Annotated in this window: 8 protein-coding genes; 1 reads left to right on the plus strand and 7 read right to left on the minus strand. The window is 76.2% G+C overall.

Going from position 1 to position 13,494, the window contains the following annotated elements; genetic code table 11:
• Positions 1–358 precede the first annotated feature (358 nt).
• The 7 genes from ABZW03_RS07245 to ABZW03_RS07275 form a co-directional block, all read right to left on the minus strand.
• Positions 359–1,402, minus strand: coding sequence for a Rieske 2Fe-2S domain-containing protein (locus tag ABZW03_RS07245; RefSeq protein ID WP_355253453.1), 1,044 nt, complete (start codon positions 1,400–1,402; stop codon positions 359–361).
• 7 nt (positions 1,403–1,409) lie between these two features.
• Positions 1,410–2,264: a methyltransferase domain-containing protein gene (locus tag ABZW03_RS07250; RefSeq protein ID WP_355253455.1), complete on the minus strand. Its 855-nt coding sequence runs from the start codon at positions 2,262–2,264 to the stop codon at positions 1,410–1,412.
• A 132-nt stretch (positions 2,265–2,396) separates the two neighbouring features.
• Entirely contained in the window at positions 2,397–7,160 is a 4,764-nt protein-coding gene (locus tag ABZW03_RS07255; protein WP_355253457.1) for a DNA repair ATPase, read from the minus strand.
• A 54-nt stretch (positions 7,161–7,214) separates the two neighbouring features.
• Entirely contained in the window at positions 7,215–9,233 is a 2,019-nt protein-coding gene (locus ABZW03_RS07260; protein ID WP_355253459.1) for a flotillin family protein, read from the minus strand.
• A gap of 91 nt (positions 9,234–9,324) precedes the next feature.
• The gene (locus tag ABZW03_RS07265) at positions 9,325–10,065 is read right to left on the minus strand and encodes a hypothetical protein (protein ID WP_355253499.1); all 741 of its coding nucleotides are present in this window, start codon (positions 10,063–10,065) and stop codon (positions 9,325–9,327) included.
• 337 nt (positions 10,066–10,402) lie between these two features.
• A complete protein-coding gene (locus ABZW03_RS07270; protein WP_355253461.1) occupies positions 10,403–11,518 on the minus strand; it encodes a helix-turn-helix domain-containing protein in 1,116 nt (371 codons plus the stop codon).
• A 77-nt stretch (positions 11,519–11,595) separates the two neighbouring features.
• Entirely contained in the window at positions 11,596–12,402 is an 807-nt protein-coding gene (locus ABZW03_RS07275) for a GntR family transcriptional regulator (protein WP_355253462.1), read from the minus strand.
• Between the two features lie 295 nt (positions 12,403–12,697).
• Here ABZW03_RS07275 and ABZW03_RS07280 point away from each other — a divergent pair, with 295 nt between their 5' ends.
• A complete protein-coding gene (locus ABZW03_RS07280; protein ID WP_355253464.1) occupies positions 12,698–13,453 on the plus strand; it encodes a tyrosine-protein phosphatase in 756 nt (251 codons plus the stop codon).
• The last annotated feature ends 41 nt before the right edge of the window (positions 13,454–13,494 follow it).

Here is a 13,494-nt window from a genome sequence, read left to right on the forward strand (position 1 = left end):
GGCGGGGGGGGGGGCGCGGGGGGGGGCCCCGCCGGGGCCGCTTGCGGCGGGGGGCCCCCCCCCCCCCCCCCCCCGGCAGGTCCCCGCGGGGGGTTGACCTGCGGCGTGCCGGGTTGACGTGGCCGTGTCCCGGCGCGGACGGGGTGCGTTGGGTGGGTGTGAGTGGTTTTGGGAGGCTGCCGGTACCGGGACGACGGCCGGGTGAAGAAACGATCCTGCACGGAGTGGAGGACGCGCCGGAGCCCGATCCGGAGGCGCCCATCTACGCCGAGCTGGCCCGGCGCTGGCGGGCCGAGGGTCGCGCCGTCCCCGGGCTGCCCGATCCGGACTGGGAGTCGCTGGCCGCACCCGCCGGGGCTCAGCCGGCGGCGTCCGGCCCGGGCCGGAGCCCGGCCTGGGGCTCGGAGCGGAGCCCGGGGACGGGTTCGGCGTGGAACCCGGGGGCCGGCTCGGGGTAGAACTGCCGCGCCCACCGGCGGAACAGCCCGATCGAGCGCTCCCCGGGCACGAGCCGGGGCTGCGCCAGGTACCGCTTGTGCGCCAGGACGGGGCGGTCCTGCTCGATGATCCGCACCGTGGCCCGCAGCGCCGCCCAGGAGGCCGCCCGGTCGACGGCCCGCACCTCGCCGATCCCCGGCAGCGGCGCCGTGGCCGTCACCGCCACCCGCACCCCGGTCCGCCAGGGCGCGACCGGCGTCGGCAGCACCCACACCCGCAGACCGCTGCCCAGCTGCGGCAGTTCGGCCACCAGGCGCATCATCCCGAGCCCGACCAGCGTCACCGGCTGCTCCAGGCTCACCGCGCCCAGCCCCGGGAACCGCGTCGTGGTGCGCTGGTGGATCGTGAACAGCGGGCCGGCCGCCTCGGGCGGGGCGGTCTCCCGGGTGTCCAGGCCGTGCAGCACCCGGACGTGCCGGAAGTCGACGCTGTTCTCCATCACCTCCTGCGGGTGGGAGACCACCTCCCCGCTCCACCAGGCCAGCGGTCGCACCCCGACCGGCGGCGGCAGCTCCCAGCCGGGCGGGCCGCCCTCCGGACCGCCGCCCGGAGCGCACCAGACGAACAGCATGCCGTCCCGCTCGCACAGGTGGCGCCGGGCCAGCGAGCCCCGGAACCGCACGCCGTCCGGCGAACCGGTGCACGAGCCGTCCGGGCCGAAGGCGAAGCCGTGGAACGGGCACACCAGGTCCTCGCCCCGGACCGTGCCGCCCGCCCCGAAGTGCGCGCCCAGGTGCGGGCAGTGCGGGCCGACCGCCCGTACGGCGCCCCGGCCGGTCCGGTACAGCACCACGTCCTCGCCCATCAGCCGGACGGTGCGCAGCCGCCCGGGCGGCAGGTCCCGGACCCGGCCGACGCAGAACCAGCCGCCGGGGTACGGCAGCGGGGCGGAGCGCTCCTCCATGGCGGGTTCACCTCGATGGCTTGACGGCCGTGTGAACGTACCAGGCGACGTGCTCCCGCACGGCGTACATCTCCACCGTGGAACGGAGGTTGAGCCATTTGGCCGGATCGCCGAAGCGCCGCAGCACCGCCCAGGGCAGCCGGAAGTACGCGTGCACCGCCTCCGAGGTGGGCAGGTAGTACGGCGTCGCGTCCAACGCCTCCTCCACCTCGAACCCGGCCTCGGTGAGCAGCCGCGGCAGGTTGCCGGCGTGGTAGACCTTGGCGCCCACCATCGTCATCGCGTCCAGGTACGGTTCGAGCAACGCCCGGGCGTCGGGCGGTAGTTCGCCCAGCGGGCCGGTGCTCATCGGGCCGAGCAGCACCAGCCGCCCGCCCGGGCGCAGCACCCGGTGGAACTCGGCCAGCGCCCGGGCCGGGTCGTGGGAGTGGACCAGCGTCTCCATCGAGTACGCGCCGTCGAACTCCCCGTCGCCGAACGGCAGCCGGTGGAAGTCGCCCCAGTGGAACGCCGTCCGCTCACCCATCCGGGCCCGGGCGCTGAGCCGGCGGGCCTCGGCGAGGTGGAAGTCCAGGACGTCGACCCCGGTCACCAGCAGCCCGAACCGCACCGCCATCGCCCGCGCCACCACGCCCGCCCCGCAGCCGGCGTCCAGCACCCGGGCCCGCGCGGGCAGCGCCAGCTTGCGCCCCAGCACGTCCTCCAACTGCCGCTGCGCCCGCCACAGCCGCCACTTCGACTGCCCCGGCTCCGTCCACCCCCAGTGCCGAGCGTTGCGTGCCACCCGGGTGTAGAACCACCGGCTCCCCGCCCGCCCGTACACCCTGCGCAACCCGGCCAGATCGAGCCCGTCAGCACCCATACCCACCGGGCTACCCCGCCCCGGCCACCCCCTACCCCGCCCCCGCGCGGATACCCCGATGGGGGGAATCGCGCGGTCATCGGACCATCCGATGAGGTGCGTCGGCAGGGTCGTGCACCTGCGCGCGGCGGCCTATCCCCGCCAGGCGAGCTTCAGTTCCGCCCAGCGGGCGGCCTGTTCCTCCGTGAGGGTGCCGCGGAGGTCGGCGAGTTTGAGGAGTTGGGCCTCGGCGTCGGCGCCGAGGGGCTGGGCCTCGGCGCGGTAGTGGTCGGTGAGGAGGGCGTCGAGTTCGGGGCGGGTGAGGGCGGGGTCGAGGCGCTGGGCGAGCTTGGCCATGTTGCGGTAGGAGCCCTGGAGCAGGAAGGGGGGCTCGGTGCGGGTGCGGTCGTCCTGGGCGGCGGAGGCGAGGTAGGCGCGGTTGACGGCCAGGACGGTGGAGCGCAGGTGGAGCAGCCCGGCGAGGACGGCGGTCATCCGCTCGACCTCGGCGGCGGGCCAGGCGCCGGCCAGCGTGCCGCCGGGCAGTCCGCCGGCGCGGGCGAGCAGGGTGTCGAGGTCGGCGCGCTCGGCGGAGGCGAGCGGGGCCAGGTGGGGGTTGGCGGGCAGGGCGTTCTCGACGAAGCTGAGCGCGAAGAGGTCCTCGCGCCCGGCGACGGCGTCGCCGAGGTTCCACACGTCGGCGCGGTTGGCGAGCATGTCGGGCAGCCGGAAGAGCCGGCCGGACTCGGTGTACGGGTTGGCGGCCATGACGACGGCGAAGCGCTTGCCGCGCAGGTCCCACTCGCGGGCCTCGCCGTCCCAGACGCCGTCGATCCGGCGCTGGGCGTCGCACAGCGGGATGAACCGCTGGAGGAACTCGGGCGAGGTGTGCTGGACGTCGTCCAGGTAGAGCAGCACGTTGTCGCCCGCGTGCAGCGCGAAGTTGAGCTTCTCGACCTCGCGCCGGGAGGTGGCGTCGGGGGCCTCGGCCGGGTCCAGCGAGGTGACCCGGTGGCCGAGCGCGGGGCCGCTGACCGAGACCAGCAGCAGGCCGAGCCGCTCGGCGAGGTACTCGACCAGGGTGGTCTTGCCGTAGCCGGGCGGGGAGACCAGCAGCAGCAGGCCGCTGCGGTCGACCGGCCCGCCGGACTCGGCCGTGCCGAGCTGCTTGGCGAGGTTGTCGCCGACCAGCGGCAGGTACACCTGGTCGATCAGCCGGTTGCGGACGAAGCCGTTCAGCGGGGCGGGCCGGTACTGGTCGAGCCGCAGCCGGGCGTGCTCGGCGGCCAGCAGCTCGCCGCGCAGCCGCTGGTAGGCGCGGTAGCCGGGCACCTCGACCCGCTCGAACTCCCGGACCTTGGCGATCAGTTCGTCCAGCCGGAGGTCGAGCGCGCCGCCGGTGAGCCGCGGGTGGTCGCCGAGCAGCCCGGTGACCCGGGTGCCCACCGCCCCCTCGGCCGGCCGGCGCGGCAGCGACGGGCAGAGCAGGACGGCGGCGGCCTCGGCGAGGTCGGCCGGATCGGCGTCGGGTGATCCCGACTCCAGCCAGGCGGCGGCGAGTTGGCGCCGTACGGGCAGCAGCTCCGGCTCCTCGGGCAGCGCGGCCAGCGCCTCGGTGAGGCCGGCTGACTCGGGGGCGGCGCGGAACTTGTCGAGCAGGGCGGCGGCGCCCGTCGCGTGGGCGAAGCTGGGTGCGGCGGCGGCCAGTTCGGCCGCCAGGTAGGGCCCGGCCGGTTCCGCGCCGGGGACGAACTCCGCGACGGCGGCGGAGAGTTCGTCGGCGAGGGCGTCCAGCGCGGCCTGCGCCGGGGAGCCGCCCTGGACCAGGGAGCCGCCCTGTGCCGCGGAGCCCCCGAAGGCGTCCCGGGCGAGGCCCAGCGAGCGGGCCCGGGTGTGCCAGAGCAGCCGCTGCCGCTCGCCCGCGCCGTGCGCCCAGTACAGCTGCGCGGCCGCCCGGGCGCCCGCCGGGTGGCGCAACAGCCCGGCCTCCGCGCCGAGGTGGAGCAGGGCCCGGAGCAGCAGGGCGGCGTCGTGGTCGTGCACGCCGCGCTGGTAGCCCTCGTCCGGCCGCTGCTCGGCGGCCCGCCGGACGTACTCCAGCAGGTCGCCGTCGCCGGCCGGGGCCGCCGCCTCGGCGGCCGGCAGCAGGCTCGCCGCGAGGTACTCGGCGCGGTACAGCTGCGGGGTCTCCGAGGGCAGCGGGCGGTCCCAGTACCGCTCGGTGGCGGCGAAGGCCGGGTCGGTCACGGGGGAGCGGTAGTCGGTGCCGGTGAGGGTGAAGGCGGGGCGTCCGCGCCAGGGCACCAGGGCGAGTTCGGGCCGCTGGGTGGTGACCGCGAACAGGTGCCGGCCCAGCCGCAGGGTGCCGGGGCCGTCCCCGGCGAGTTCGGCGCGGTCGCGCAGGGCCCGCTGGGCGCGGCCGCGCGCGGCGCGCAGCCGTCCGGTCAGCTCCTCGGCCCGCACCCGGTCGCCGAGTGCGGTCAACTGCCGTGCCAGGTCGCGGAGTTTGACGGCCGTCGGGTCGGCGGCGAGGGCGGCGTCGATCTCGGCGGCGGTGTCCAGCGCGGCCAGCCGGCGGTGCAGGGTGTCGAGGACGCGCTCGGCGGAGGCGGCCAGCCGGTCGGCGCGCCGGGCCCGCTCCTCCAGCAGGTGCTGGCGGCGGGCGGTGAGCGCGTCGTGGATCTCGGTGCGCCGGTCGGTGAGCTGCTCGCCGAGGGCCGGGTCGGCGTCGGCGAAGCGGGTCTCCAGCTGCTCGATCCGCAGCAGCAGCCGGCCGAGCTGCTCGTCGCAGGCCTCGGGGGTGTCGGCGGCGGCGAGCGCGGCGGTGGTGGCCTGGCCGAGCAGGGCGGTCTCGGCGGCGAACTCGGCGGCGGCCTCGCGGGTGCGCAGCTCCCGGCGGCGCACGGTCAGCGCGGACCGGGCCCGGTTGAGCAGCCCGAGCACGTCGGCGAGCCGGTCGAGGATCGCGGTGCGGGTGGTGGCGTCGGCCAGGTCGAGGGTGCCGACCAGCTCCGAGACGGTCTGCAACGCCTCGCTCTGGGCGCCGAGTTCGAGTCCCAGCGGCTCGGCCTCGGCGGCGGTGGCGATGGCGGCGCAGCGCTCGGCCAGCTCGCCGGCCCGGCGCCGGTGCGGCTCGAAGGCGGTCGGCTCGGCGAGCTGGCCGACGGCGCGGTCGGCGGCCTCGGCCAGGCCCTCGGCGAGGTGCGCGGCGAGCGCGTCGATCCGTTCCGGGTCGGCCCGCGGCAGGTCGCGCAGCGCCTCGACGCGGCCCTGGGCGCGGCGCAGCCCGGCCAGCCGGTCGACCCACTCGGCGGCGTCCGCCAGGGTCTCGCCGCGGGCGGTGCGCAGCAGGCCCTCGACGTGCTCGTCGGCCTCGTCGGCCTGCCGGGCGGCGTGCGCGGTGAGCTGGGCGACCGCCTCGTACTCGGCGACGACCTGCCGGGCGGTGTCGCGGATCTCGGCGAGCGGCGCGGCGAGGTCGCCCAGGCCGCTCTGGCCGAGCCAGTGGTGCCGGTCGGCGGTGCGGGTGCAGGCGGCGAGGACGGCCTGGTGGCCGGCCGGGGTGTCGGCACCGGCCGCGGCCAGCCGGGCCAGGGCCAGGCAGTCGGCCAGGCCGCGGACCAGGTCGGCGTTGCCGATCCGGGCCAACGGCCCGCTGCCGGGCGGCTGTTCGGCGGCGAAGCGCTCGCTGGTGAACGGCGTCCGCCAGAGCTGGACGGGGTGCCGTCGGGTCGGCCCGTCCTCGGCCGGGCGCAGCGCGACCAGGGTGCCGTCGGCGAGCAGCGCGTAGCCCTGGCAGGGCAGCGGGGCGGCGGCCTCCTGGCGGACGCTGTTGTACGGCTGGAGTAGGGCGCGGCCGTCGGCGGGGGAGCGGAACTCGTACAGCACGTCCTCGCCGTTGGGCGACAGCACGGTGCGCTCGTACACCAGGCCGTCGACCGGCTGGTCGAAGGTGCGCACGGTGCCGTCCACCAGGTGGCAGCCGCCGGGGAAGGCCACGCCCTGGTCGGCGGGCAGCCGCAGGCAGGCCTGGCCGAGCGCGTCGATCCGGGTGACGGTGCCGGTGGGCAGGTGGACCACCAGGTGCCGCTCGGTCTCCTCCTGGTACGGGCGCACCCGCACCAGCAGCAGGGTGCCGAGCCGGGCATGGGCGATCCGGGCGTCGGCGAGGGTCTGCAGGGCCTCGGCCAGCGGTTCGCGGTGCAGCTCCCGGCCGTCCGGGGCGGCGATGGTCAGCCGGCCGCCGTCGACGCCGACCAGCAGCTCGCCGGCCAGGTCGGCGCGGGGCGGGCGGCCGGGGCCGGCGGGCAGCTGGTCGTCCCGGGTGACGGCGGTCCAGGGCAGCTGCTGGCCGTCGGCGGGGGTGTGGTCGCGCTCGCCGCGCCCGTCCAGGTAGCCGGGCCGGGCGTCGTCGGCGGGGCCGTCGGCCAGGCGCCAGCGCAGCACCCGGACGTCGGCGGCGGCCGGGCCGGTGCGGAAGACCGCGAGCAGCCGGCCGTCCACCGGGCGCAGCCGCTCCAGCCGGGCGTCGCGGAAGTAGCGCCGGAGGTCGGCGAGGTCCTGGCGCAGCCGCGGCTCGTCCAGCAGGGTGCCCTCGGCGGGCGCGGGGGAGAGGTCGGGGCGGTGCAGGCCGAGGACGTCGGTGAAGTCCTCGGTGCCGTCGGCGGATCCGGCCGGGCGGGTGCCGAGCAGCAGCAGCCCGCCGGCGGCGGTGAGGTCCTGCGGCAGGCAGGCCCGGGCGGTGGTGAGCCACCCGGTGCCGGCCAGCCGCAGCTCCCCGCCGCCGAACTCGGCGACCCGGCGGGCGTTCAACGCCTGGGCCCGGTCGGCGAGTTCGGCGGCGGCTCGGGCGAGCCGGTCGCGCAGGACCTCGTAGGTGCCGGCGTCGAGCCGGGCGTCGAGGGCGTCCACGGTCACGGTCAGGTTCCTCGGTCGACTCGGTGGAATCGGTGGAATCGGGTGCTCGGTGCGCTACTTGGAGCCGATGGCCGAGGCCAGCGCCCCGATCGGGGTCTCCGCGATGCCCAGCTGCCGGGCCGACTCCAGCAGTTGGCGCAGCTGCCCGGCCTGGTCGCCGGCCCCCGAGCCGATCAGCTTCATCAGCAGCGCGGACACCGTCAGGTTCTGCACGTCGGCCGTGGAGACCGAGGAGAGCACGCCGGTGAGGTCCTCGGTGAAGCTGGCCCGCCCGTCCAGCCAGGGCCCGGCCAGGGTCTGTACGGTCTGCGAGTGGCCGACGAAGGCGTCCACGCTCCGGCCGGCCGACACCGACTGCACCAGCTTGTCGAAGAAGACCGAGTCCCCGCCGACGATGTCGATCTTCGCCTTCTCCAGCCCGGCCGCGACCAGCGCCGCCTGGGCCTCGGCGATCTGCCGCTGGGCGTCCAGCCCGGCCAGCCGGACGTCCTTCTCGGCGGCCAGCCGCAGGCGGTACTCCTCGTGCCCGCGCGAGGCCTCGTCCAGCTTGGCCATCGCCGCGGCCTTCTCGGTCAGGCCCTCGGCCTCGGCCTTCAGCCGGCCGCCGATCTCCAGCGCGGCGGCCTTGGCCTTCTCGGTCTGGACGACGGCCTCGGCGCGGCCCACCTTCTCCACCGCCGCGGCCTCCTGCTCGCGGACCTGGACCAGGGCCAGGCCCTCGGCGGCGGCCTCCGCCCGGACGCCCTCGGCCAGCCGGATCTTGGCGGCCGCGTCCAGCTCGGCGGCCCGCTGCCGGGCCTCGGCCAGCACCAGCGCCTCGCGGGCCTTGTGCGCGGCGGCCTGCTCGGCGGCCTCGGCGGCCTTGATGTCCTTGACGAGCTTCTCCTGCGCCTCGGCCTCGGCCTGGATCACGACCGCCTTGCGGACGCGCTCGGCCTCCTCGGTGGCGCGCAGCGTCTTGACGGCCTCCTCCTGCTCGGCGACGGTGCGGTCCACCGCGACCCGCTCGCGGACCACGTCGGCGACCTCGCGCTTGGCGGACTCGACCTCCTTCTCCTTGGCGATCGTGGCGAGTTGGGTCTCCCGCTCGCGCCCGACGACCTCGAGCAGGCGGTCCTTTTCGATCCGCTCGTTCTCCACCGCGATCACCCGCTCGCGGTTCTTCTGCGCCACCGCGACCTCGCGGGCCTGGTTCTCCCGCTGCACCCCGAGCAGCTCCTCGGTGCGCAGGAAGGCGGTCTGGGAGTTCAGCCGCTCCTCCTCCTGCACCCGGGCGATCACCGCGTCCTCCTTGGCCCGCAGGGTCTCGATCTCGCGGCGCTGGCGGATCTCGGCGTCGGCCTGGCGGCGCTCCAGCTCCAGGACGGTCTCCCGGGCGTCCACGTTCTGCCGGGTGATCTCCTTCTCCTCGGTGCGCTGGTACTCGTTGGTGCGCACGTGCTCGATCGCGGTCAGCTCGGTGATCTTGCGGATGCCCTGGGCGTCCAGGATGTTGTCGGCGTCCAGCTGGCTCATCGGGGTCTGTTCCAGGTGGTCGATGGCCGCGTCCTCCAGCGTGTAGCCGTTGAGGTCGGTGCCGATGACCGCGATGATCTGGTCCCGGAACTCGTGCCGGTGGGTGTACAGGTCGGTGAAGTCCAGCTGCTTGCCGACGGTCTTGAGCGCCTCGGCGAACTTGGCGGCGAAGAACTCCTGGATCGCCTGCGGGTCGCTGGCCCGGGCGGTGCCGATCGACTGGGCGACCTTGACCACGTCCTCGACGGTCTTGTTCACCCGGACGAAGAACGAGATCCGGATGTCCGCGCGGATGTTGTCCCGGCAGATCAGGCCGTCCCGGCCGGCCCGGTGGATCTCCACCGTCTTCGCGGTGATGTCCATCAACTCGGCCTTGTGGAGCACCGGGAGGACGACCGCGCCGGTGAAGGTCACGTCCACCTTCTTCGTCCGGGAGACGATCAGTGCCTTGCCCTGCTCGACCTTCTGGAACAGGCGGCCCACGAACAGCAGCATGGCGAGCACGATGAGCAGCACGACGGCGACGAGCACGCCGAAACCCACGGCGATGGTGTCCATCACGGAGTCCTTTGACGAGATGGCGAGTTGGTGCGAAGAGTGAGGTGAGGTGCGGGGGAGGGACGGCGAGGGAGGTCGACGCGGGGCCGGATCAGGGGGACGGCGGGTCGAAGGGCGCCACCAGGAAGTGCTCGCCCTCGGCGTCGTAGTCGAAGATCAGGGCGGTCCGCCCGGCCGTCAGGGCCGGGTCGGGCTCCGTCGTGCGGACCTGGACGGTCGCGGTGGAGCCGTCCTCCGCGGTGACCTCGGCCTGCCCGAAGTCGGCCGTCACCCGGCCGGTCCGGATCACGCAGACCCGGCCGACGAAGTCCCCCCGGGTGACCGGCCGGTCCTGCGGGAACAGCCGCGACAGTGGCCGGACGAGCAGCCGGGTGCCCGCCCAGGAGGCGACCAGCGCGACGGCGAACACGCCGCCGCGCGCCGGTGCCCCCGAGGTGAGGACGGTGCCGGCCAGGCTGACGAACCAGGCGAGCGCGACCAGCAGCGAGACCGCCACCGTCACGGGCACCCCGCCCAGCCCCAGCGCGTCCAGCACGCCCGCGTGGTGGCCGGCCCCGTGCCGGTCGGACCCCGCGTCGGCACCGTGCCCCCCGGCACCGTGCCCCGCGGGTCCGACCTGCCCGACGTGTCCGGCGTGGCCCCCGTGCCCGGCACCCAGGTGGTGCCCCGCGTGCCCGACGTCCACGTGGTGCCCGCCGCCGTGCCCCCCGTGCACGGCGCCGGGCACCAGGCCGCCGAGCAGCATCAGCAACCAGTACCCGACGACCACCACCAGTGCGAAGCTGAACAGCGCCGTCGGGAAGGCCAGCGCGGCCGCGAAGAATCCCCCCATCCCGGCCACGCTCCCCCGTCCTTCCCCCGGCGCCGCAGTTCGGCACCGGGGAGATCATGGCAGCGCCGGGCCCCGTCGCACATTGCCAGGATCCGGCAATCTTTACGCCCTCTTGACACCCTGGTACGCACGACCCGCGTGACACTGCAACAGCTGGGCAACAGGACCGCCCCCGGACGGTCCCGGACGGTCCCGGCGGCACCGAAGCGGTGGCTCGGAACTACGGCTGTCGTTCCGGTGACTACAGCCGTCGTTCGGGCCCGCTCGTTCGGGCCCGGTCCAGGGAACGACGGCGTCGTTCCGGCCCCTCCGGGCACGACAGCCGTCGTGGCCGGGACTACAGCGGTCGTTCCGGCCAGTTCAGCAGCCGCGCGCCCATCGCCGCCGTCTCCAGGGTGAAGCGCTGGAGCGCGTCCGACGGGTCGTAGCCGGTGAGCGCCTTGATCCGCTCCAGCCGGTAGCTCAGGGTGCGCACGCTCAGGCCCAGCCGGCGCGCCGCCTCCGCGTTCACGTAGGCGGCCTCCGCCTGCACCGCGATGGTGTCCAGCAGCGGACGGGCCCCGCCGCGCGCCTCGCTCAGCGGGCCGAGCACGCTGCGCACCAGGTCGGCCATGGCCGACCGGTCCCGCATCAGCACCGGGAAGACCAGCAGCTCCTCGGCCCGCAGCTGCTGGGCCGGCAGGTTCAGCCGGTCCGCGTAGTCCAGCGTGTCCAGCGCCTCCTCGTAGCTGCGCGGCACCCCGCTCGGCCCCGAGTGCCGGCGGCCGGTGGCCACCCGCCGCACCGGGCGGTAGCCGGGGCCGGGGCGCAGCGTCAGCTCGGCGAAGGCCTCCAGCACGGCCCGCTCGGAGTCCGGGGCGATGCAGACCAGCCGGCCGTCCTTGCTGGCCAGCAGTACGTCCCGCTCGCCGAACCGCCCGGCCAGCTCCCGCTCCACCCGGTGCACCAGCGGATGCACGTCCCCGAACGGCTCGTTGCCCACCGCGACCGCCACCGTGTACCCGCCCGCCAGCCGGAACCCGAACCGCTCCGCGCGCTCGGCGAGCAGCCCGAGGTCGCTGCGGCCGAACAGCAGGTCGTCGATGAACTCCCGCCGGGCCGCCTCCTCCTGGCGGACGGCCAGGCGCTGCGCCCGCTCGTGGCCCTCGCCGAGCGCGGCCAGCGCGGCGTCGGTGGCGGCCAGCACCGCGTCGCCCATCCGGCGCAGCTCGGCGGCGCTGCTCGCGGCGGTCGTCCCGGGCAGGGTCTGCCAGGCCCGCCGGGCCGCGGCCAGACAGTGCGACACCACCTCGCGCAGCCCGTACCCGGCCTCGGCGCAGTGCTCGCCGAGCCGGCGCAGGCGCTCCAGTTCCTCGCGGCGCGGCAGCCGGCCGGTGCGGGAGACGTCGGCGAGCAGGACGAGGTAGACCTCGGCCAGCTCGGTGGGTATGTCGTAGTCGATCTCCTCGGTCACCGTGTTCTGCCAACCCCCGTACGGCCTGCTGTTCCGGCGCCGAATCTAGCAAAAGGGGGGTAGGCGGACCGCCCGCGCTACCGGTCGCGGAAGTGCAGGACGAAGCGCGCGCTGCTGCCGTCGATCCGCCGCCGTACGTACAGCGCCGGGGTGCCGTCCGGGGTGCAGCTGACGCCCTCGCGCACCAGCAGCGCGGTGCCCGGCGGGACGCCCAGCAGTTCGGCGTCCGCGAGGTCCGCCCCGACGGCGCCGAAGGCCCGCCAGTCGTACTCCAGCTCCACCCCGGCGGCCCGCGCCAGGTCCAGCACCAGGTTCCCGGGGCGGCCCGGCCGGAGCAGCTCGGCGGGCAGCGGGCCGAACGGCACCCAGTAGCTGGACGCCGCCCGGGCGCGCCCGCCCAGCCGGATCACCGAGTCCACCCGGGACAGCTCCTCCGGCGCACGGCCCAGCTGGCGGGCGGCCTCCACGTCCTGCGCCGAGCCGGTGACGGGCGGGGCGGCCACCACGAACTCGCCGTCGCCCGCCTCGCCGTCGCCCGCCTCGTCGTCGGGGCCCGCCTCGTCGTCGGGGCCCGGCAGCGCGGTGTGCACGCTGCCGAGGTCGAAGCGCTGGCTGCGCGGGTCCACGGCGATCGACACCCGGACGGCGGGCGGACGGACGAAGGTGCCCACGCCCCGGCGGATCTCCACCACGGCCGCCCGCTCCAGCTCCGCCACCGCCTGCCGCACGGTCAGCCGGTTCACGCCGAACTCGGCGCTCAGCTCCGGCTCGCTGGGCAGCCGGGCGCCCGCCGGGTAGGTGCCGGCGTCGATGCGCTCCTGGATCCGGCGGGCCAGGCGGCGGTACACCGGGGTGTTCGGGGAGCTCGGGGGGTTCGTCGCCACGGGCCCGATCCTACGGAGCCCGCCGCCCCGGCCGGGCGCCCGGCCGGAGCGCCCGGCGGCTCGGGTCGCCGGTGCCGGGCGAGGGGAGTGGGATGGAGGGATGCACCGATCGCGACCCGCACCGCCGAGGCCCGCACCGCCGAGGCCCGCACCGCCGAGGCCCGCACCGCCGAGGCCCGCACTGCCGAGGCTTGCCTGGCGGCCCCCGGACGGGTTACACATCTAGACGTCTAGATGTCTCCGCCTCCGGGTGCCCCGTCTCGTCCCGGGTGCGGCCCCACCGAAAGGCCCCCGCATGTCCCTGGTGAACTTCCGTGACGCAGCCGCCCTCGGCGACCCCGAGGGCCGGCGGGTCCGCCCCGGTGTGCTGTACCGCTCCGCCCAGCCGTTCCCGGCCGCCGACGAGGCCACCGTCGCCCAGCTGCGCGGCTGCGACATCCGCACCATCGTGGACCTGCGGGACCCGCGCGAGACCGCCCCCGAGGACTGGGCCGCCGCCGAGGCCGCCGGGATAGCCGTCGTCGCCGCCCCGGTGAACCCCGCCACCGACGCCCTCACCGCGCGGATGAGCACCATGGCCACGGCCGCCGACCTCGGCGACTTCTACGTCCTGCTGGCCGAGTCCGCGCCCGAGGCGGTGGCCGCCGCCGTCGACGCCACCGTCCGCCCCGGCGCCGTCCTGCTGCACTGCGCCGCCGGCAAGGACCGCACCGGTTTGCTGACCGCCCTGCTGCTGGACCTCCTCGGCGTCCCCGCCGAGCGCATCGTCGCCGACTACACCCGTACCGCCGACGCCCTCCCGCAGATCTTCGCCGGCCTCGCCGAACGCCACCGCACCGCCCTCAACGACCGCTCCGCCTCCCGCGTCACCGACTCCCGGGGCCGCCACCTCACCATCCCCGCGCCCCTCCTGGAGGCCCCGGCCGAGGCCATGACGGTGTTCCTCGACCGCGTCCGCACCCACCACGGCGGCGCGGCCTCCTTCCTCCCCGGCTGCGGCGTCCCGGCGGCCACCCTCGGCGCCTTCCGCACCAAGGCGGCCGCAGCCTGAGCCGTCCCCGCCCACGCGCCGCCGTCCCTGCCTACGCTGGC

It is taken from the genome of Kitasatospora sp. NPDC004799 (assembly GCF_040609095.1).
Lineage (GTDB): Bacteria > Actinomycetota > Actinomycetes > Streptomycetales > Streptomycetaceae > Kitasatospora.

Bases quoted from the DNA above. Each gene is read 5' to 3' on its own strand.
- ABZW03_RS07280 (WP_355253464.1), top strand. From the start codon at position 12,698: ATGTCCCTGGTGAACTTCCGTGACGCAGCCGCCCTCGGCGACCCCGAG.
- ABZW03_RS07260 (WP_355253459.1), bottom strand. From the start codon at position 9,233: ATGGACACCATCGCCGTGGGTTTCGGCGTGCTCGTCGCCGTCGTGCTG.
- ABZW03_RS07250 (WP_355253455.1), bottom strand. From the start codon at position 2,264: ATGGGTGCTGACGGGCTCGATCTGGCCGGGTTGCGCAGGGTGTACGGG.
- ABZW03_RS07245 (WP_355253453.1), bottom strand. From the start codon at position 1,402: ATGGAGGAGCGCTCCGCCCCGCTGCCGTACCCCGGCGGCTGGTTCTGC.
- ABZW03_RS07265 (WP_355253499.1), bottom strand. From the start codon at position 10,065: ATGGGGGGATTCTTCGCGGCCGCGCTGGCCTTCCCGACGGCGCTGTTC.